Annotated in this window: 15 protein-coding genes and 2 pseudogenes; 2 read left to right on the top strand and 15 right to left on the bottom strand. The window is 59.9% G+C overall.

Annotation, left to right across the window (positions count from 1 at the left end; all coding sequences use genetic code 11):
- Positions 1-66 precede the first annotated feature (66 nt).
- On the top strand, positions 67-1,500 hold the full coding sequence (locus PCS43_RS17480) for an acyl-CoA carboxylase subunit beta (RefSeq protein ID WP_003941597.1): 1,434 nt from the start codon (positions 67-69) through the stop codon (positions 1,498-1,500).
- 110 nt (positions 1,501-1,610) lie between these two features.
- On the opposite strand, the gene PCS43_RS17475 is transcribed toward PCS43_RS17480, so the two are convergent.
- The 4 genes and pseudogenes from PCS43_RS17475 to PCS43_RS17460 all read right to left on the bottom strand — a co-directional run.
- On the bottom strand, positions 1,611-2,120 hold the full coding sequence (locus PCS43_RS17475) for a DUF3145 domain-containing protein (RefSeq protein WP_003941617.1): 510 nt from the start codon (positions 2,118-2,120) through the stop codon (positions 1,611-1,613).
- 128 nt (positions 2,121-2,248) lie between these two features.
- Positions 2,249-3,088 (bottom strand): serine hydrolase domain-containing protein, encoded by an 840-nt coding sequence (locus PCS43_RS17470; RefSeq protein ID WP_007735479.1) that lies wholly within the window; start codon positions 3,086-3,088, stop codon positions 2,249-2,251.
- Positions 3,089-3,124: 36 nt separating this feature from the next.
- Entirely contained in the window at positions 3,125-4,252 is a 1,128-nt protein-coding gene (locus PCS43_RS17465; RefSeq protein ID WP_007735481.1) for an NDMA-dependent alcohol dehydrogenase, read from the bottom strand.
- Between the two features lie 308 nt (positions 4,253-4,560).
- Positions 4,561-5,277 (bottom strand): annotated as a pseudogene (locus PCS43_RS17460) (DUF222 domain-containing protein); the annotation flags it as partial.
- A gap of 34 nt (positions 5,278-5,311) precedes the next feature.
- On the opposite strand from PCS43_RS17460, the gene PCS43_RS17455 reads away from it, so the two are divergent.
- A complete protein-coding gene (locus tag PCS43_RS17455) occupies positions 5,312-6,706 on the top strand; it encodes a recombinase family protein (RefSeq protein ID WP_209908938.1) in 1,395 nt (464 codons plus the stop codon).
- Positions 6,707-7,637: 931 nt separating this feature from the next.
- On the opposite strand, the gene PCS43_RS33460 is transcribed toward PCS43_RS17455, so the two are convergent.
- The 11 genes and pseudogenes from PCS43_RS33460 to PCS43_RS17405 all read right to left on the bottom strand — a co-directional run bounded on the left by PCS43_RS33460 (position 7,638) and on the right by PCS43_RS17405 (position 19,963).
- Positions 7,638-8,042, bottom strand: a complete 405-nt coding sequence (locus tag PCS43_RS33460) for an HNH endonuclease (protein ID WP_209908942.1) — start codon at positions 8,040-8,042, stop codon at positions 7,638-7,640.
- A gap of 717 nt (positions 8,043-8,759) precedes the next feature.
- Entirely contained in the window at positions 8,760-10,178 is a 1,419-nt protein-coding gene (locus PCS43_RS17450; RefSeq protein ID WP_209908945.1) for a phage major capsid protein, read from the bottom strand.
- Positions 10,179-10,194: 16 nt separating this feature from the next.
- A complete protein-coding gene (locus tag PCS43_RS17445) occupies positions 10,195-10,755 on the bottom strand; it encodes an HK97 family phage prohead protease (protein WP_209908948.1) in 561 nt (186 codons plus the stop codon).
- 256 nt (positions 10,756-11,011) lie between these two features.
- Positions 11,012-11,320 (bottom strand): hypothetical protein, encoded by a 309-nt coding sequence (locus PCS43_RS17440; RefSeq protein WP_209908951.1) that lies wholly within the window; start codon positions 11,318-11,320, stop codon positions 11,012-11,014.
- Positions 11,321-11,448: 128 nt separating this feature from the next.
- Positions 11,449-11,670 carry a hypothetical protein gene (locus PCS43_RS17435; protein WP_209908954.1) on the bottom strand — a complete coding sequence of 74 codons (222 nt, stop codon included), beginning with the start codon at positions 11,668-11,670 and terminating at the stop codon, positions 11,449-11,451.
- Entirely contained in the window at positions 11,667-12,017 is a 351-nt protein-coding gene (locus tag PCS43_RS17430; protein ID WP_209908957.1) for a hypothetical protein, read from the bottom strand. Before PCS43_RS17430 ends, PCS43_RS17435 begins: the two co-directional genes overlap by 4 nt.
- A 242-nt stretch (positions 12,018-12,259) precedes the next feature.
- On the bottom strand, positions 12,260-14,311 hold the full coding sequence (locus tag PCS43_RS17425) for an AAA family ATPase (protein ID WP_209908960.1): 2,052 nt from the start codon (positions 14,309-14,311) through the stop codon (positions 12,260-12,262).
- 873 nt (positions 14,312-15,184) lie between these two features.
- Positions 15,185-15,790 (bottom strand): annotated as a pseudogene (locus PCS43_RS17420) (DUF222 domain-containing protein); the annotation flags it as partial.
- Positions 15,791-15,854: 64 nt separating this feature from the next.
- Entirely contained in the window at positions 15,855-16,529 is a 675-nt protein-coding gene (locus PCS43_RS17415; RefSeq protein WP_030536576.1) for a response regulator transcription factor, read from the bottom strand.
- Positions 16,526-17,728 (bottom strand): sensor histidine kinase, encoded by a 1,203-nt coding sequence (locus tag PCS43_RS17410; RefSeq protein ID WP_030536577.1) that lies wholly within the window; start codon positions 17,726-17,728, stop codon positions 16,526-16,528. Before PCS43_RS17410 ends, PCS43_RS17415 begins: the two co-directional genes overlap by 4 nt.
- A gap of 18 nt (positions 17,729-17,746) precedes the next feature.
- Positions 17,747-19,963, bottom strand: coding sequence for an MMPL family transporter (locus PCS43_RS17405; RefSeq protein WP_058039427.1), 2,217 nt, complete (start codon positions 19,961-19,963; stop codon positions 17,747-17,749).
- Positions 19,964-20,045 lie beyond the last annotated feature (82 nt).

Raw genomic sequence — 20,045 nt, 5'->3', positions numbered from 1 at the left:
ACAACGTCACCCGCGGACAACACCGACCTTTCGTTCCACCCAAGGCTCGTACTGAAGGAGGACGCGATGACCATCCTGGCCCCCGTGACAAAGTCCGAATCATCGACAGACCCGCGCGATCCTCTTGCGCGCCTGGAAAATCTGTTCGACCCCGGCACAACAGTGCCGCTCCACGCCCGTGACAAGTCCGGTGTGCTCGCTGCGTCCGGAAACATCGACGGCGTCCGCACCATCGCATACTGCTCCGACGCCACTGTCATGGGTGGCGCCATGGGCGTCGACGGTTGCAAACACCTCGTCAAAGCCATCGATACCGCCATCGAGGAAGAGTCCCCCATCGTGGGCCTCTGGCACTCCGGTGGCGCGCGTCTGGCTGAAGGCGTCGAGGCGCTCCACGCCGTCGGACTGGTCTTCGAGGCCATGGTCCGCGCGTCGGGTCTCATACCTCAAATTTCCGTCGTGCTCGGCTTTGCCGCTGGCGGAGCCGCGTACGGTCCAGCCCTCACCGATGTCGTGATCATGGCGCCGGAAGGCCGAGTGTTCGTCACCGGGCCAGACGTAGTTCGTAGTGTCACCGGCGAACAGGTCGACATGGTGTCACTCGGCGGTCCGGACACACACACCAAGAAGTCGGGTGTCGCGCACATCGCCGCACACGACGAGGCCGACGCATTGCACCGCGCACGACGCCTGGTCTCGATGATGTGCGAGCAGGGCGAATTCGATCAGCGGGCAGCGGAACTCGGCGACAGCGATCTGCGCGCCATGATGCCTGCGTCCGCAAAACGTGCATACGACGTTCGTCCCATCGTTCACGAAATGCTCGACAACGTCGAAGGCGAGTCGAGTTTCGAAGAACTGCAAGGCAATTACGCACGGAGCATCGTCACCGGTTTCGGCCGGATGGCCGGACGCACCGTTGGAGTCATCGCGAACAACCCACTGCGACTCGGCGGGTGCCTGAACTCCGAAAGTGCAGAGAAGGCCGCTCGGTTCGTGCGACTGTGCAACGCATTTGGCGTGCCGCTCGTGGTCGTCGTCGATGTTCCCGGGTATTTGCCGGGCGTCTCGATGGAGTGGGAAGGCGTTGTCCGACGCGGAGCGAAGTTACTTCACGCCTTCGCCGAGGCAACGGTCCCCCGCGTCACCGTCGTCACTCGAAAGATCTACGGCGGCGCCTACATCGCGATGAACTCGCGAGCACTGGGAGCCACTGCCGTATTCGCTTGGCCCAACTCCGAAGTAGCCGTGATGGGCGCGAAGGCTGCTGTCGGCATCCTGCACAAGCGGGCCCTCGCAGCTGCACCGGACGACGAGCGTGAAGCATTGCACGACCGTCTCGCCGCCGAACACGAGGCGATCGCAGGCGGCGTCGACCGCGCTGTCGAAATCGGCGTCGTCGACGAGGAAATCGACCCGGCGAAGACTCGCAGCATCGTGACCGCCGCCCTCGCGTCTGCACCATCTGTCCGCGCGCGGCACAAGAACATTCCGCTCTGACAACCCTGGACAGCAAGGTGGGCCTCGCCGATATGGCGGGGCCCACCTTTGTCATTCGAGTCTTTGTCGTTCAAGCCGCGAGAGCGCTCAGGGTTCAGGATGGACCTCGGTCAGCTGACACGCCTTCGCAGCCATGTCACTTCGGCACCTTCGCCTGAACTCCGGAAGGGTTCGAGTTCCTCGTCCCACGGTGCGCCTATCGCCCGATCGATTTCCGCGGCGATGTCTCCACCGGAATTCATGATGGACCGCAGTTTCATCTCCCCTACGACGACATCACCGTTCGCACTGGTGGATCCGCGCCACAGGCCCAGACCGGGCACATGGCTGTACCGTTCGCCGTCGACGCCGTGACTCGGGTCCTCGGTGACCTCGAACCGCAACATCGGCCACGCGCGTAGCGAGTCGACCAGGCGGGCACAGGTTCCGACGGGACCCGTCCAGTCCGTCGTCGCACGCAGAAGCCCGTCGTAGGCAGGCTGTGAGGTCCATCTGAGCTTGGCAGGGCTGTCCAACGTGGCGGACAAAGCCCAATCCACGTGCGGGCACAGCGCCGCGGGCGACGAGTGGATGTAAACCACACCAGTCGTCACGTCCGCGAATTGATTCATTTCGCGCACTCGAGCCTCCTGCTTCGACGAGGGACGTCTTCCCCAACGACCTCTGTCGAGTTCGTGCAGCACGCTCGATTGAACAGTGTGCCTTGTGTTACCCGTGTTGCGCCAGTGGAAGGAGAGAAATTTGTGCTCTACCGCGAAACTTCACCGACCACGCCATCCGACAATTCGGTCCACAAAGGCTTGGCCCAATCACCGAAATCGCGATCGGTAAGCACGACGCACGCAGTATCGATCGTGGGATCGACCCACAGGAACGTCCCGGACTGGCCGAAATGACCGAAGGTAGCGGCCGAGTTCTCGAGACCCGTCCAATGCGGACGCTTGTCGCCCCGAATTTCGAATCCGAGCCCCCAGTCGTTGGGGCGCTGAGAGCCGTAACCCGGAAGAATTCCGTTGAGCCCCGGGAACTGCACAGTTGTCGCCTCTGCGAACGTCTGCGCCGAGACCAGAGTCGGCGAGAGCAGTTCAGCCGCGAACTTGGCCAAGTCGTCTGCCGATGCCTGCGCACCGTGACCGGCCGGACCGACAAGAGCCGCGCTGGTCATCGCCAACGGCGCGAACACCGCCTCGGCCAGATAGTCGGCAAATTCGATCTCGGTCTCCCGGGAAACCAACTCGGCAAGCACCTCGAACCCCGCACTCGAGTAGATCCGCTTCGACGCCACCGGCGCCTGAACAACACGTTCGGCGAATGCCAATCCCGAAGCATGTGCGAGGAGATGACGAACGGTCGACCCCTCAGGCCCGGCCGGCCCATCCAACTCGACCGCCCCCTCCTCCACTGCCACGAGAATCGCGTAGGCGCACAACAGTTTTGTCACCGAAGCCAGGGGGAAAACATGCGCCTGGTCGCCACTGAAACCACGAATGCGGTCGCCCTCACCGGGATTCTTCCCGGAGAGGACGACCGCTGCCGCATTGTCGACCGGCCACTGCTGGATTACGTCGAGACTGTGAGTACTGGGCACCCGATCAGACTACTGGCACAAGAGTTGCGCTTCCGATCACCAGTCAGCTTCGGTGTAGCGGATGACGCCGCGGATGTTCTTGCCATCCAACATGTCCTGGTAGCCGTCGTTCACGCCTTCGAGCGTGTAGGTCCGAGTCACCATGTCGTCGAGGTTCAGCTTGCCTGCCTTGTACATCGCGAGGAGGTTCGGCACGTCCTGGCGAGCGTTGCCACCGCCGAAAATGTTGCCCTGAAGGTCCTTCTGAAGCATCGCCATCAGGAACAGGTTCAGCTTCACATCCATGTCCGTCAGGTGCCCCATTGCGGTGACGACACAACGGCCGGCCTTTGCCGTCAGAATCATCGCTTCTTCGACGTACTCACCCCTCATTTCGCCGACGGTGATGATCGTCTTCTGTGCCATGCGGCCATACGTAGCGTCGATGATCGGCTGAATGGCAGCGGCAGCGCTTTCGAAAGCGTGCGTTGCGCCGAACTTCAGAGCCTGCTCACGCTTCCACGGCACGGGGTCGATGGCAAAGATGTACCGGGCGCCCGATGCAACTGCACCCTGTAGCGCACTGATACCGACGCCGCCGACACCCATGATCACAACGTCTTCGCCGGGCTTCACATCGGCGATGTGGGTTGCCGATCCCCAACCGGTCGGAACGCCGCAACCGACGAGTGCGGCAACCTCGAACGGAATGTCCTTGTCGATCTTCACCACTGACGACTGGTTCACGACCATGTAGGGCGAGAACGTCCCTAGCAGGCACATCGGGATCACGTTTTCGCCGCGAGCCTGGATCCGGTAAGTGCCGTCACTGATGGCCTGGCCGCTGAGGAGGCCCATCCCGAGGTCACACAGGTTCTGATGACCGGCCGAACACGCCGGACAGGTTCCACAAGCCGGAATGAAGGACAGAACGACGTGGTCGCCGACCTCCAGACCCTTGACCTCCGGGCCGAGCTTGGTGATGACGCCCGAACCCTCGTGCCCACCCATGACGGGGAACGACGGCATCGGGGTCGCGCCGGTGACGATGTGGTGATCGGAGTGGCACATTCCGGCCGCTTCCATGCGAATCTGAACTTCGCCGGCTACCGGCTCACCGATCTCGATCTCCTCGACGGACCACTTTTCATTGAGGCCCCACAGGATTGCACCCTTGGTCTTCACGTCACTTCACCCTTTCATTCGCACACCCGCATCTATCTCTGTGACCATAGCCACAAATCTGCGAAATTGGAACGTGTTCTAACGAAAGATTTTGCACTGCAGGTCAGACGTCCAAATGACCTGGCACAACCGGCGCGGCAACAACGGAATAATGACCCACTGAGTGGGACAGGCCACACGGGCACCCGAAAGTAGAGCCGCCCCGAAAGCACGCAACCATTCGACTCCACCCCCCACCAATCGGTCGGACACAGAGCAGCGGGTCTGAAACAGACCTGGGCATGTTCTGGTGCATCTGAGGTTCGTCCTCAGGTTTTGAAGGTGGTGTTCGCCGGCCGCGGTTGCTGGCCGGGGTCGATCGAGGGTGGTGGGATGAACCAGGGTTTGTTGTCGACACCGATCCGAATCGCCCACTTCCCGACGAACCCTGATTTCCGGTGCATCAACCGGTGGTGCGAACGGCACAGCAGGACAAGGTTGTTCATCACCGTCGGGCCACCGTTGGCCCAGTGCCGGATATGGTGCGCATCCGTCCAGGCAGGCACACATGAACACCCCGGGAACGCGCAGCCCCTGTCTCGGGCGATCAACGCCACTCGCTGTTCGGCGGTGACCAACCTCTTTCCTGGTTTCGCATCCAAGGGCGCGCCGTGACTGTCGAGCAGGACGGTGGAGAGGAAACAATCACATCCGAGGAGTCGGGTCTGCGACACCGAGAGTGGTCCGAGCCAGGGCATGTGCCCGACATCAAGATCCGACACAGCCATTCCACCACCATCGGGCGAGGGTGTGGCGGCGCAGTCCCGATGCTCAGCGAGATCCCGAGCGTTGATGTGCACGTTCACGTGCGGGCGTTGACCACCATCGGTACCGGTTTTCGCGCAGTCCAGATAGCGGCGGATCAGTTCGGTGAACCCATCCGCAGTCCGTTTCGCCGCCGACCGAGCATCCGGCGTCCCATCCGGTGCCGGGGTCGACATCGTCAGATTCGACAACGCCGACAGCAGCATTTCACCGGTCATAGACCGCTTAGGGGCATCCCTGTATCGTCCACAGGTTATGGCGAAGAAACAGGCACCTACCAGGGCAATCATCTACACGCGCGTCTCGAAGGATAGTGCCGGTACCGGGCGATCCGTGGCCGAACAAGAGACCGAATGCCGCGCCGTCTGCGAGCGTGAGGGTTGGCCGGTCGGTGAGGTTCTCCAGGACAACGACATAGGCGCGTCTCGCTGGTCTGGCAAGGATCGGCCCGCGTACCGACGACTAGCCGAAGTGCTGCGCCCTGGCGACGTGCTGGTCACCTGGGAGGCATCACGAGCACAGCGAGACCTCACTGCCTATGCGGAGCTGCGCGACCTGTGCGCGGCGTTGGGCGTGCTGTGGAACTACAAAGGTCGCACCCATGATCTGAACCTCGGCGCGGACCGGTTCACCACAGGGCTTGATGCGCTGCTGGCCGAACGGGAGGCCGATGAGATCCGGGACCGGGTGCTGCGAGCGCTCGAAGCCAACGCTGCCGAAGGCAAGGCGCACGGAAAGATCGCCTACGGCTACCGCGCCGTCCGTGATCCACAGACCGGGCTGATTACCTCACGTGAGATTGATCCCGAAGCTGCCGGATGGATTCGCGAGATGGCTGAGCGCGTTTTGCAAGGTGAGTCGCTGCGCTCGATCCTGCGCGACGTGAACCCTCGTGCCGGTCGGAAGTGGTACAGCGCGACCATCTCGAAGATGCTGCGGTCACCGACGCTGGCAGGCTTGCGCACATACAAAGGTGAGACGCTGCAAGGCAATTGGGAACCGATTCTGACATTGGACGAGCACGAGCGGCTGAAAACTGTCCTCGGTGACCCGTCGCGGCGTTCGTCTTACCGGGGTACCGAACCGCGCTATCTGGTCTCCGGGATCGCGGAGTGCGGCGTCTGCGGAGGGCCGTGCTACGTCGGCAGGAATCACGGAAAGCCTTCCTACGTATGCAGAAACGGGGGCCACGTCTCGCGCATGGTGTCCGATGTTGACCCTGTGGTGATAGACAAGATGATCCGAATTATCAACGCACAGAGGGTAAATGTGTTCCTGTTCCGGGACGACGATGCCACAGGGGACGAGTCTGCGGAGTGGATCGCGAAGGGTCAGTTACTCCAGGGCCGTTTGGACGAGTATTCCGAATCAGCGGCTAATGGTGAGATATCGAAGACCGAATATCTCAAGATATCCAATAGTCTCAATAAGCAAATAGCAGAGGCGAATAGTAAAGCTGCCGATTTGGCGGTTAACAGTGATCCTATGTTGGAGCTATTACGCCACGAGCCTGAGGAAGTCTGGGAATCAGCGAATATGGACCAGCGTCGGCGCTTTATTCGGGCCACAGTTAGGGTCACGATATTGAAGGCTGGAATAGGTAAGAGGTTCCATTCCGGGCTGGTGGAAGTAATAGGAAAGAATCAATAGTCGGCTATTGTTAGAACCATTCTTTTGCCATTCCTGGTGACCGATTCTCGTCGTCTGGTGGCAGATTCTCTTTCAGACCCCGTTTCGGCCTACCTGCACGCTCCTAAAAACCCTCTGACCTGCGGTTATGCAAAGTAGTTGAAGATTTCAACTTAGAGGGAGAAGTGATCGGAGGCAGGGTCAGGGAGTGCCTGACAGCAATAGGGCAAATGGATGCCCCCCTACCCTCGGCCCATGGGCACCATTCTTTTGGGTGCGCTCCTACCGAATTCACTAATAAAAGAATTGGTGTACTGTCGTATTAGTACGAGGGAATAGGACGCATTAGCGAGACGTTCTCTTGGATATTCGTCACCTACTGGAAGGGGTGAACGCAATGACTGATACATCAGCGGTAAACGATTGGACTGCATTAGTCAGGCGGGAATTGCCACAGGGAGTCACAGTGCGCAAGGTGGGTTGGGCAGCGTTGCGTGCATGCGTTGGACTGCTGGTCGTGTCCTTCGCGGTCGCTGCTGCACTGCTGCTGGCTGTGCTCGTCGTCGTCGGCAGCGTCGTGCGGAACACAGGTCCAATCGTGCTCAATGGTGTGGAGTGTGATGCACGAAAGCTGAGGTACAGAAGAGGCATTGGTCATGCAGGGTTCAGCACACTAGGCAAGGCATGCACATGGTCATGGCACTTCGTCGTAGGTGGCAAGGCATAGCATGCAGTGTGGTGTGGTCAGTCATGGTGTGCAGTGAGTCATGGTGTGCAGCAACACAAGGCAGTGCAGTGTGCAGGTAAGCAGTGTGGTGTGGTGCACAAGGCAGACAGTGCATGCAGCATGGTTGGTGTCAGTAGTGAAGCAGTGTGATGTTGGTGTGCAATGCAGTGTGATGCAAGATCATTGAGTGTTGTTGGTGCATAACATCTTGAGATGCACTGTGGGCTACCAGATTTGCGAGCCGGTCGGCGGGCCAACGTCTTCCACAGGTATCGGCTGCGCTGCTACGGCCTTGGCCTTCGGCGTTGTACCTGGTGCTCGGCGTGCTCGGCGTCGGAACGGCGCTTGATACGGCGCGGCCACGGTGCCAGCCAGGTTGCGTCCCTCGCGCTTGCCTGAGTTGCATTTACCGTGCGCGGGAGCAACATTGGCTAGATCGAACAAAGCGCCACCACGACTGACCGGCACGATATGATCACAGCTCAAACCGAACTTCGTGCGGCCACTGACGTTGGGATCAATGCGTTCATTGCACAGGTGGCAGGTCCAGCCGCCCGGAGGAGTGTTTTCCTTGTACCAACGACGTATGGCAACCCACCTCGGGTCTTTCAACCACCACGAGTCCGACATGACATTCCCAGCCTTCCAACAGGTTTCAATATGTGTATCAGGGTTTGTAGTGCCCTCGCATCTACTGCGACAAATGTCGCACTAGACGCCAAGACCCCCACCAAGGGGCGCAAACGTCTACTGAGTAAAATTACTCACTAGACGCCAAGACCCCCGAACCATCTACTGCGAGGGGATCTCGCACTAGACGCCAAGCCCCCGAACCATCTACTGGCACAAATGTTCCACTAGACGCCAAGACCCCCACCAAGGGGCGCAAACGTCTAGTGTTCAGAATCGAACAGTAGACGCCAAGCCGCCGAACCATCTACTGCGGCAAATGCCTCACTAGACACCAAGCCTCCGAAACGTCTACTGAAACAAATGATTCACTAGACGCCAAGACCCCCATCAAAAGGATGAAACGTCTACTGACAACAATTTGTCACTAGACGCCAAGACCCCCACCAACGACAAAGGCTCAGCGCCTCAGAGTGATTCACCTCCGAAGTGCTGAGCCTGAGCGGGTAGATGATGCCGCGCCCCTCGGCTGATATGGAGACGATGGGGCCGCCACTACCTATCCGGCGTTCTGCACCGGAATCCCTTGGGGTCCACAGGGAAGCGACAACGGCCCGAAACGCTTCCCTGTGGACCAAGATGACCGGCTAAGGCTCGCACGCGCTCTGCCGGTCGAACCCTCCCCCTCGGCTATGACAACGAGAGGGAGGGAGTTCATCAGGCCGTGGTTGCGACGTTCAGCAACTTGAAGGCGTTGGGGTTCACAACATCTGCGCCGACGCGGTAGTGGAGCAATACGCCGCGCTGGCCGGTCGGCCGGTTGCTGGTCCCGAACAAGTTCTGAATCAACTCGATGGTGGACCCGATGCGATCAACCACGACATAGTTCGACCAGTCCGCGTACACGAGCGAGTAGTTAGCCTCGGTCGCTGCGGCGTTGAGAACACCATCCATCCCGCTGATTTCGTGGGCAGGCCGTCCCAGCAAGGTCGCCGGAACATTGTGCAGACCGGGGAACTTGAGGGCACCCGAGCCTGTTTCTGCCTGCCTGAGTTCGTTCAGGATGGACAAGTTTGCCCCGAAGCGTGCATTGGCTTGGAAGCGTGCCCCCAGTGCGTTCTGCAGCTTGTAGGGATCGCCGGATGCGAGAGCTTCACTGCCGGTCCCGGTTTGGATCGCCGCGCCGCCCGCTGCCACAAGTGCAGTGACGAACCCCTTGGGCTGAGTCGTACCGTTGCCGGTCACGAATGCCGTGTTCTGCTGCTGCAGTGCCGCGTCGAACAACAGTGCCTGCAACTGTCCCAGGAGGTCCACACCATCCTGCTCAAGCTCGTAGCTGAACGGGACGAATGCCGCGCCCTTGTGTACGGGAATCGGCTTCGGTGCCAAGACCGGCGATGCATCTGCGGCCTCTGCTTCCTCGGCCAACCACTCTGCCGACACACCCGCGCTGGTTACTCCATTCCAACTGTCACTTGCGGTTTGGACGACTCGGGCAATCTCGCGGATAGGCGATGCACTGCCCGCATTGGTGAGCAAAATTGCCGGGTCCAAGTCGAAGGGCACGATAAACTTGCCGGTTCCGCCACTGCCGCCGATCATGCTGCGGATGTTCTCCACGTCGCTGTATGCGCGTGATTCCTCAGGTGTCCACAGGAGGTGGCCTCGGCTCGGATTGCTCAGGAGCTTACCGAATGCGCTGCGGTACTCCGGGGTTCCGGTTACTGCGGCCCAACGTGCGCTTGTCGAGTCGGTACGGACCATGTGCTCTACAGCCGCTGCGCCCTTGTCGGTCAGGTGTCCTGCCTTGTGTCCTGCCTCGGCGTTGCGGAGAGCAAGATCCTTGGTGGGATCGGAGTCGCGGTGCGTGCTGGTCGTTTCGAATGTCGTGCCGTTCTCGCGGCTGCCCGAATCGTGGAGGGACAAGAGACGTTCGCGCTGTTCCTTCAGATGGCCCAGGAATTCCAATTCGTCCAGGGCAGTGGCGAGTCGCTCGGATTCCTCGGCGTTGAGGCCGTCGCTACGCGTGGTGAGAGGTTCCACGTAGGCGAGGTGCTCGGAAAGTTTGGCTGCTCGCTGCTCGTTGCTGAGTCCGCGCAGGTGGTCGAATCGCTTGTCTTTGACGTCGATTTTCATTGTCTTGCCCTTTGTGTCAGATTGAGTATTGCGCTCGAAGTAGGCGAAGTCTTGCCTCTGCCTGCTCGGCGCTGATGTTGGTGTGTTGCTGGCGAACTCCGGCGACCTTGGCCGACTCGAATGCCGGGAACGTGACCAGGCTGATTTCGGTCAGCTTGCTTTCGGTCAGAGTTCGTTTGGTGCGTCCGACATTCCACTGCTCGCGGATCGGCTGGAAACCGATAGAGAAGCTGTCGAGAACTCCGTCTCGAATCAATTCGAGTGCCTCGTCGCCTGCCTGAGTCGCGCTGACTTTGAATTCGGCGTACAGCCCGGATCGGCGCTCTTCCAACAGGACTGCACGTCCCAGAGGATTTGTTCGCCGGTCGTGCTGAGACAAGAGCTTGATACGGTCCCCGCGCTCGGCAATGCTGCGCTTGAATTCTCCGAAGGTGTGAACCTCGTCGTATTCGCCGTCGAAGTCGAATATCGGCTGTGGATCGTCGTACGGGACAACGATTCCGAACACAGTCCGACCGTCGTTGCTGCGGATGCTGATGTCGGTGCTGAGTGCCCGCGTGAGTGTTTGGCGTTGCATGACAGGTGCCTTTCGGGATCGCTGAAGAGAGGGCATGAGAAGCCACTCGATCTACAGGGACTCGATTCCATGGTGGCCGATAGTTCGACTCCGGTGGGAAGATCCTGTCTCGCTGGCGGTCCCGGCTGAACCGGGCGACCTAGCGCCTCTCATGATATAGCAGATTTCAGAATCGTGCTGCGGGCGTGGCAACCCCGGAAAGAGTGTGCGGGCAGAGGTTCCGGGGTTGCCACAGGTTGCGGTGAATCGGTGCCGGTCAGTCGAGTTCGCTGATGTCGTCGGGAATCTCGTCGGCGCTCGGTACGTACTCCAGTTCCGGCCCCGAAGGATTACAGTCATCGAGAATCCAGTCCGCGTCTGCCTGGACGAGTATGCGATCCGGGAATGCTGCCGTACGAAACTCGACCACATGATCTTTCACGGTGTAGCTCACTCCGGGAGTCTTGGCGATCGCTTCTTGTTCATCGAACGGCAGTAACTCGATTGCCATCTCGGTCAATCGCGAGACCTTCCAACGAAACAGGTCGATCCCTTTCAGTGCTGAGTAGTTTTTTTCGTTGGTCATCTCGTCCATCTCCCTTTTTTGCTGTCGTGCTTGCTTACGTGCTTGCTTACGTCCGCGCTGTCTTCGGTAGGACTCGGTCACGTCCAATTTGCAGACCTCACCGAATTCCGGGTCATTCCAGGTTGCCGTCACCACATGCCTGCCTCGGTGAGTCGGTACCTGCCGGGATATCCGCGTCTCGAATCCGGGCACTTCGCTACCAGACCAGCCCTCTCAGATGCCCACAGTGCTGCCGTGGTCTCGTCGTGGGGTAATCCGGTAGACCCGCACAATTCGAGCGCTGAGCGTGATCCTGGGGCCGATCGGAGCGCGGTCAGGATCATCAGCGCCGCCACGATTGGGTTCGTCATCCTGACACCGGCCAGTATCCGGCAAGGTAGCGCTTCGGAAAGCGACCCTCGGCGCGCAGGAATCCCTCAATGTCCAGAGCGTCCATCGCCGCTTTGAGTTCGTCTCGCGCCCTCTGCGGGTTGGTCTTCCGAACCAAGGTGAGCAATTCGGGTCGCGTGCGCCTCGGGAATGCCGCGATGGTCTCATAGACCTCGGCCACGAATCCCAGCTCTTCGTATGCCGTCGCTGCGGCGTGGTAGTTCACGATCGCGGGTCTGAGATTGTTCTCGAAGTAGTGGGCGTGGTCGTGTTTCAGCTTGGCAAGGACTTCGTGTTGCTCCACAGGAGTGGCTTTGCGGTTGGGCATTTTCGGTGTTCCTTTCGAGATCCACAGGGAGGCAAGGTGGTCACCTGTGACGTACAAGTTTTTTTATGGATATCTTGATATCAAGCCTGGTCAGAGCTGACACCACTTCACGAATTTGACTAGGTAGTCACCCCCTGGTGAGTATGGTCACTGGTTTCCTGCTCTGACCTGCGATGATGGCAAGGTGGTCACCCCACGCGATTCGTGTCGTGGTGACCACCTTGCCCACCCTGTGGACCAACTCAGGCGACCCAGATATAGGTGCCGTCTGGTTGCTTTTTCGACTGAATTCCTAGCTTTCGTTTCGTTCGGTCCACTGTCGTAGGCGAGAACCCCTCGGCTATTCCTGCCGCTTTCGCCGTCTTCGCTGGTGCCGCACCACAGTTGGTCACCATGTAGTTCTGAAGCCATTTCTTGCAGTCGGCCTTGTCGGCGGCGTCGTCGTTTCCGGCCTGGAAGGATTCGTCCAGGTGCTGAGCTACAGTGCGGTCCGTATCCCCAACGCACACAAGGCGTGCCATTCGTCCGTCGCTGTGTTCTGTTGCGACCCAGAGCTGAATCATCACGATGTTGTAGGCGATTGCTGTCGGGATTCGTCCGTAGTTCGACTTGTCGACACCAACGACCAGGTTGCCGTTCTCGTCCTTCAGTGCCCAGAGCACCATTCGGGATTTCTTGCGTAGTTCCGATGTTGCGCCGACTTTGTCTCTAGCCGAATTCGTAGCGGTGCGGTTCGTGTGACTCAGTAGTAGGACTGCCGCGCGTTTCTCTGCTGCTATGTCCTGCCAGGGTTGTAGGGCTGTACGCGCATGCTGGCCGTTTTTCACGTCTAGGTTTCCCTTTACCGAATCCAGCCAGGTGTCCACGACGATCAGGTCAATGTCACGTTCGTAGTCCTGGAGTACCTTCATCGCTTCGGGATTCGGGAAGGTTGGGAACCCTTCGCCGTCGTCCTGCTCGCTGAAGTACCGAACATTCTTCAGGTTGGCCCCTGCCGCTTCCAGCCTCGGCCTGACTGCGGTAGTCCACGAGTCCTCGGTAATGATCAGCACCACGATCCCGCCACCAGGCTTGGCGCTCAATCCGAATTCCGGTAGAGCTGTCCCTGTTGTGATCGCTGCGGCCAGATAGACCCAGAACATTGACTTACCGATGCCCTCGTCGCCAATCAGCATCGTGATCGCGCTGCGCGGAATTCTGTCCCGGCACAACCAGTCTGGCGGAGCACTGGCCGCCATATCCTCTGCGTTTCTCAATTTGTATTCCACCTTTGCTGTCGTCAGTGCTGGCGGCGAGCTTCCCTTGGTTGCGAATGCGTCCAGCTGTCCACCCATGAGTGCTGCCGTGTCGGCCTCGTCCTGCATCTGTTTCCGGCTTTCCTCGTCGGCCAGGGAATCGCCACCGAATTTGGTCCACAAGCGTGGTACGTCGGTCCGTATCCAGTTCTCCCCCTTGCTTGCCAGTTCGGTTCGGCTGAGCGCGATTCCGAGTGTCTGTGCGATCGTGAGCCCTGCCGATGCTGCGGCATTGACGATGGTCGCGAGCATGGCCGACCGATCCCAGGTGCCGTCTCTCTTGAGCTTCGGATTGTCGAGCACATATTGAATCGCCTGGGGTACTTGGGATACCGGCGCGGCCACGATCGGCGCTGAGCTTGCAACCTGAGCCGTTGCCTGTGGCACCACAGACAGATCCAGTCCGATATGCACCGCCAATTCCTCGGGAACCCAGCGATATTCGGAGACAGTGCCATCCCAGGTGACCGATCCTGCTCCGGGCTTGCAGTTGATCGTGCCGGGAATCCGAAGTAGTCCATTGTCGCGGCACACTGCGGTATCCGACCCGAAGTAGGTCACCAACCAATCCTCGAATTTGTGGTAGGTCGCCACGTCCACGGACCGGTTCAGTTCGATGTACGCGTGTACGTGTCCAGGAGTGCCGGAATAGACCAGCCAGGCTTGCAGCTCAGTAAGTTTCGCCGTGTCTTCGGCAGTCAGCGCCCGGTCGATATCGAAGTGCAGTCGTCGGCGTTTGACGGACATTTTTACCGCGCGGCCTTGGCCCTCCGGCTTCGGTGCCTTGCTGTAACTCAGGTGCGCGGCATACCAGACTTCGTGACCGGCTTCGTTTGTCGTGGCGACGTATTCGACAATCTCCTCGACCTGTTCGGGCCACAGGAATGGAACCTCTGCATGGTTCTGTTTGGTGCCTGCGCCGATCCAAACGGTTCCTTTGTCAGTGCCGTACTGGAGTTCGAGAAACCTCCGGATCTGCTCGCGGTCTACGGTGTTCATTCATTCGCTCAATTCCTGCGGGTCAGGTGTGGGGTTCAGATTTCCTGCTGCGCTTTCCGGTGCCGCTCGTAGTGATTGCGACACAGTCCCTTGCAGTGAATTGCGTTTCGGCAGTCCATTGCAGCGCAATGCGGTTCAGTCGGTCTGGCTGGAGTCTCGGGAGCTTCTACGGTCCAGTCCAATTCGTTCGGGTGTCGGTGCCCGGATACCATGCCAGCGGATTTCACTTGTGTGCGTGGTAACTAGCCAGTGCGCGCCTGCGATTGCATGCCTTGCAGTAGCGTTCGGCGGGCTTGCCGTGTCGGTGGGTGCGGCCAGTGTTCTCGTCATCGAACGGGTGGCCGTGCTTGCAGTGGGAATACAGTGGATAGGTCATCGGGATTCGTTCCTCCGAGTGAGATCGTTGCCTCTGCGAACGACTTGAGGTAAACGTTAAACCCATTACGAAAAACTGCCAAGGTAACCTGCCAGCGAGTAACAAAGTGCCAGTCACGCAACGGGTAGAATCGGAGGCACCTTCTCTTGTGGGCCAGGTGGAGGGTTCAGATTGCGGCCAATGCGGGCCGCGCCAGGCAAAGCCCCTCGGCTACTTCCAGAGCTGGGGGGCTTTGTCGTATCCGGGCGTAGAATCGGAGATGCAACTTAGAGGATTGCGCGACAGGCCCCTACTGACTTCGGCTGGTGGGGGCTTTGTCGTGTCCTGAGCGACCTCGGCGTCTCAATAAGTCCGGGCTGCAACACTTCCAGGCTCGGTGATATCGAAATAAGTAACGTCTCAACACGTTTCGGCGGTTCGATTCTGCAGGACTCAATACGTCACTGTGACGGAATGCCTCGATCTGTACCAGGCTTTGTAGGACTCACCTAACGCGATATGGACCCGGTGAGAGCATCGAAATCCCCACGCACCACCACCCGACCATTGAGCGTCGACGCGATCCGCAACTCGTTGAGATCGACATCCTCGGCAGGCGGAATCTCATCCGATTCGAACAACCGCTCCAAGGTCGCGATCACGTTCCGCACCTTCGTCGTCGTCGCCTCCACACCCGACGCAGCAGCGAGCAACAAATCGATGCACTTCGGGAGCGCCTCCTCCGGCATCCCCTTCGGTGGTGATTCACAGAACGCCACGATCAACACGGCATGATCGAACGAGCAATCCCCGCCATCGAACCGAGCCGCCACACCCGGAAACGGCCGCAAAGCTGCACCCAACGCGGCGATCTTCTTCCCGTCCCGAACCTGCAGCATCGTGTTCGCCGCCAACCAGGACCCCACACCGCGGCTGGCAATCACCTGATCATCCGGGCGCAACGACAACTCGTCCACCACCGCAACACGAACCGCCTCGAGACGAAGAATCTCCGCACTCGCCTCGACAGCAGCAGCACGCAACTCCGAAGCAGACAACTGCCACAGACGTCCACGTAACCCCACCGCAGAACCAGACACCACATCCGACAACAAGACACTCATTGAATCCCCCGATCCCCTCCCCATATCATACTCGAACACCCGTTCGAGTCAAGAGTTTTTCGAGTCAATCCACCGAGCGTCCCGGAATCACCACACCGCATTGATATGCGAGAACCACCAGTTGCGCGCGGTCGCGGACATCCAGTTTCGTCATCGCCCGATTCACATGGGTTTTTGCCGTGACCGCGCTGATCACCAATTCCGCGGCGATTTCGTCGTTGGACATCCCCATAGCAACGAGAGTTACCACCTCGAGTTCACGCGGCGTCAATTGACCGAAGATCCCAGAAGTCGAGTCTGCCCGCGACGGGATGGAAAGGAATCGAGTAATCAACGCACTGGTCGCAATCGGCGACAACAACGAGTTGCCACTTGCGACCGTCCGAACAGCATCCAGCAGATCTTCAGCCCGGATCCCTTTGCCGATAAAGCCGCTGGCACCCGCCCGGATCGCCTGTGCCACATGCTCATCCACCTCGAATGTCGTCAGGATCAACACGTGTACGTCGGACAAATCCGGATGATCGGCAATCATGGCGGTCGCTTCGACTCCGCTGGTGCCTGGCATTCGAATGTCCATCAATACAACGTCGGGTCGGTGCTCGATCGCCGCCTGGAATGCCTGCTCTCCGTCTGCCGCCTCGGCGACCACCTCCATGTCCTCTTCCGAACCGATCAGCAGCGCAAGCGTTTGACGGAAGAGCGCCTGATCGTCTGCCACTACCACCCGAATACTCACGACTCCCCACTCTCCGAACCCCTGGACACCGAGACAAGCGGCAGTTGGGCGTCCACACGAAATCCCCCGTCCGCGCGGAATCCTGCTGAGACCTCGCCTCCCATTGCCTGTGCCCTCTCCTTCATTCCCAGCAGTCCGTACCCGGGCGGTGACGTCGAAGGCACTGCCGTTCCGGAGTTTTCGACCGACAGCACCAGAACCTCGGCTTCGTACGACAACGACACGGTGACGGCCCCTGGCAACGCATGCTTGCTCGCATTCACGAGTGCTTCCTGGATAATTCGGTACGCCGTGAGGTCTACTGCTGGCCCGAGAGGGCGCAGCGAACCCACAGCGCGCACTTCGATTTCCATTCCCGCACTGACGAATTGATCCACCAGTGCCGGTAGATCCGAAAGCCCCGGAGCCGGCTTCATCGAGCGATCACCGTCCTGAGCATCACGGAGAACTCCGACCGTGGCCCGAATTTCATCGAGTGCCGCCTTGGACGTTTCCTCCACTCCGCGTAGTGCAGTCGTCGCCTTCTCCGGGTCTTTCCCGATCAAGTGCGACGCGACCCCGACTTGCAGGTTGACCAAGGCAATGTGGTGCGCGACAACGTCGTGCAGGTCTCGCGCAATCCGCATCCTTTCTTCGACGACGCGGTGTCGGGCCTCGTCCTCGCGCATTCTTTCCGCTTGCACCGCGCGCGCCTCGACGGACTCCAGATAGGCTCGGCGAGAACGGACCTCGGCGCCGGCAAAACTTGCCATCAGCAACCAAGCCAACAACCCCAGTGCCTCCTGCAGGAGATTGTTCCCCACTCCCAGGAAGATCGTGACGAGCATCAGCGAGCTGACTGTGCTCGCCGCTGCGAAGAAGGTCCTCCGGCGGTCACTCGTGCTGGCAACGTAGTAGAGGCACACCATCGCTGCGGAACCTGTGCCGGCATTCGGCGGCGCTGACAGTGCAATCATCAATACGCCGAGGAGTACTGCCACCGCCAGTGCCGAGAACGGATAGCGCCTTCGGAACACGATGGTTGCCGCTGCGATCGCTGTTACAAGCACTCCCACAACCGTGACCTCGCGGGTGTCATTGCCGTCGAGCGCGATGCGGTGCGCCGTCCACGTGGCAAGGAGCACGAGAATCGCCAGTGCCAGGTCGATGGTGCGCGGGTGTTCCGCACACCATCGACCCCACGTCGATGTCGAAGTCATCGATCTACCGTATCCGGGTCACACCGACAACTTGTCGCTCGTGGGTTCACTGGATTCCTTCGAATCTGCGAGCAGCGCAGTCAACTGCTCCCCCTCGACATCGACGTTCGGGACCAACCGGTCCAGCCATGAGGGGAACCACCATGCCCTCGAGCCCAACAGGGACATGACGGCCGGTACGACGGTCATACGAATCACGAAGGCGTCGAACAGAACCGCGAACGAGAGTCCGAGTCCGATCTGCATGATGAAGGCGTCGCCGCCGAAGATGAAGCCCGCGAAAACGGCGATCATGATCAGCGCCGCGGCCGTGACCACTCGCGCGCCCTGGTCGAAGCCCTTCACGACTGCTTCATCCGGTCCGTCACCGTGGACGAACGCTTCACGCATTCTGGTCACCAGGAACACCTGGTAGTCCATCGCCAACCCGAAGACGATGCCAATCATGAAGATGGGCAACATCGCCACAACTGATCCGGTTTGACCTTCGATTCCGAGAATGCCGGCGAACCAACCCCACTGGAAGATCGCGACCAGCACACCGAACGTCGCACCGATCGAGAGCAGAAATCCGAGAGTTGCCTTGAGTGGTACCAAGATCGAGCGGAACACCAACATCAGGAGGATGAAGGCGAGGCCGACGACCAATGCGAGGTAGGGAACCAGGGCGTCGGCCAGGCGATCCGAAACGTCGATCGTCAACGCTGTCTGACCGGTGACCGACATCGTGGCTCCGGTCTCGTCGGTCAGTGATCCGGCGACCTCACGTATATCTGCGACGAGCGCCTTTGTTGCCTCGGTTTCCGGGCCACTCGAGGGAACCACCGTGATGACTGCTGTATCGCCCGCCTGATTGAGTGCTGGCGGCGTCACTGCCGCTACGTCGGGCAGAGCACCGAGCTTTTCCTGGGCGCCGCTCAATGCCGCTGCCGGATCTGCGGCGTCGGCAACGTCGACGACCACCATGAGCGGACCGCTGAACCCGGCACCGAACCCCTCGGATAGTCGGTCGGTAGCCCTGGCGGCAGTTGTGTCGGGCACTGGTGGGCTCGCCAAACTCAGGTTGATTCCGAATGTGGGGATCGCCAGCAATCCCAGCCCGAGGACTGACGCGAGCAAAACCGGAACTCGACGCCGGATCACGAACTTGGCCCATCGCGAGCCCGCCCCCTCCGACTGTTTCCGGTGTGTCAGTTCACCGCCGGACGCCAGCAGTCGACGATCAGACCGACTCATGACGCGCGACCCTGCAAATCCGAGTGTGGCGGGCAGCAGCGTCAGTGAAATCACCACTGCAACAGCAACTGCGAATGCTGCAGCCAGACCCATGCTCGTCAGGAACGGGATGTTCACGACGAACAGTCCTGCCAATGCGATGAGCACCGTCAACCCCGCGAACACTACGGCCGAACCCGCAGTCCCCGCTGCGCGGCCCGCAGCAATTTCTGGATCATGTCCGTCACGTAGTTCGGAGCGGTAGCGCGAGACGATGAAGAGCGAATAGTCGATCGCCACGGCGAGCCCCAGCATCATTGCCAGGACGGTTGTGCTCGAACCTAATTCGATGAAACCAGTTGCGATTGTGATCGTGCAGATCGCGATGCCGATGCCGATCAACGCGCTGATCAAGGGAAGCCCCGCCGCAACCAAGGAACCGAAGGTGACGGTCAGCACCACCGCGGCGATCGCGACTCCGATCACCTCTCCCATCGATTCGGCGCTGCTTTCCATCAGCACGTTGCCGGCAACATCGACTGCCAGCCCTGAATCCGCGGCGTCGTGGACGGCGGACTCGAGCAGTTCTTTCGAACTGTCCGGTAAGTCCATCGAGTCGGCGGTATAGGAGACCTGCATGTATCCGATCGTCCCAGTCGGCGACACTCCGCCGGAGGCATACGGATCCGATACCGCTGCAATCTCAGGATCCTTCCCGAGCGCAGAGACCAAGTCACTGACGGATTGTCGAATCGCCGGATCGGTGAGCGTCGTGCCCGCCGGAGATTCGAAGACGATGCGAGCACTGGCTCCGTCGGTGGACGATTGCGGAAATCTTTCAGCCAGAAGATCTTGCGCCGCTTGTGATTCGGTGCCCGGAATCGACAACGTATTGACGGTCGGACCGGACAGCGTTGCTGCGCCTACTCCGCCCGCCACCAGCAGGACGACCCAGAAGCCCACCATTGCCCAACGGCGCCGAAACGCGAGTCGCGAGAGTTTGTACAGGAATATCGACATGCGTGTCACTGTGCCGATACACGACCCCGTCGCACATCGTGCACAGGTAGGCAGTTCGACGTACTGCGCTCGCAGTAGGGCG

This window comes from Rhodococcus sp. C-2 (assembly GCF_027854095.1).
Lineage (GTDB): Bacteria > Actinomycetota > Actinomycetes > Mycobacteriales > Mycobacteriaceae > Rhodococcus_F > Rhodococcus_F qingshengii.
Note: the sequence above shows the minus strand (reverse complement) of the source record. Positions and strands in the feature narration are given on the sequence as shown.

Bases quoted from the DNA above. Each gene is read 5' to 3' on its own strand.
- PCS43_RS17480 (WP_003941597.1), top strand. From the start codon at position 67: ATGACCATCCTGGCCCCCGTGACAAAGTCCGAATCATCGACAGACCCG.
- PCS43_RS17455 (WP_209908938.1), top strand. From the start codon at position 5,312: ATGGCGAAGAAACAGGCACCTACCAGGGCAATCATCTACACGCGCGTC.
- PCS43_RS33460 (WP_209908942.1), bottom strand. From the start codon at position 8,042: ATGTCGGACTCGTGGTGGTTGAAAGACCCGAGGTGGGTTGCCATACGT.
- PCS43_RS17450 (WP_209908945.1), bottom strand. From the start codon at position 10,178: ATGAAAATCGACGTCAAAGACAAGCGATTCGACCACCTGCGCGGACTC.
- PCS43_RS17445 (WP_209908948.1), bottom strand. From the start codon at position 10,755: ATGCAACGCCAAACACTCACGCGGGCACTCAGCACCGACATCAGCATC.
- PCS43_RS17440 (WP_209908951.1), bottom strand. From the start codon at position 11,320: ATGACCAACGAAAAAAACTACTCAGCACTGAAAGGGATCGACCTGTTT.
- PCS43_RS17435 (WP_209908954.1), bottom strand. From the start codon at position 11,670: ATGACGAACCCAATCGTGGCGGCGCTGATGATCCTGACCGCGCTCCGA.
- PCS43_RS17430 (WP_209908957.1), bottom strand. From the start codon at position 12,017: ATGCCCAACCGCAAAGCCACTCCTGTGGAGCAACACGAAGTCCTTGCC.
- PCS43_RS17425 (WP_209908960.1), bottom strand. From the start codon at position 14,311: ATGAACACCGTAGACCGCGAGCAGATCCGGAGGTTTCTCGAACTCCAG.
- PCS43_RS17410 (WP_030536577.1), bottom strand. From the start codon at position 17,728: ATGACTTCGACATCGACGTGGGGTCGATGGTGTGCGGAACACCCGCGC.
- PCS43_RS17405 (WP_058039427.1), bottom strand. From the start codon at position 19,963: ATGTCGATATTCCTGTACAAACTCTCGCGACTCGCGTTTCGGCGCCGT.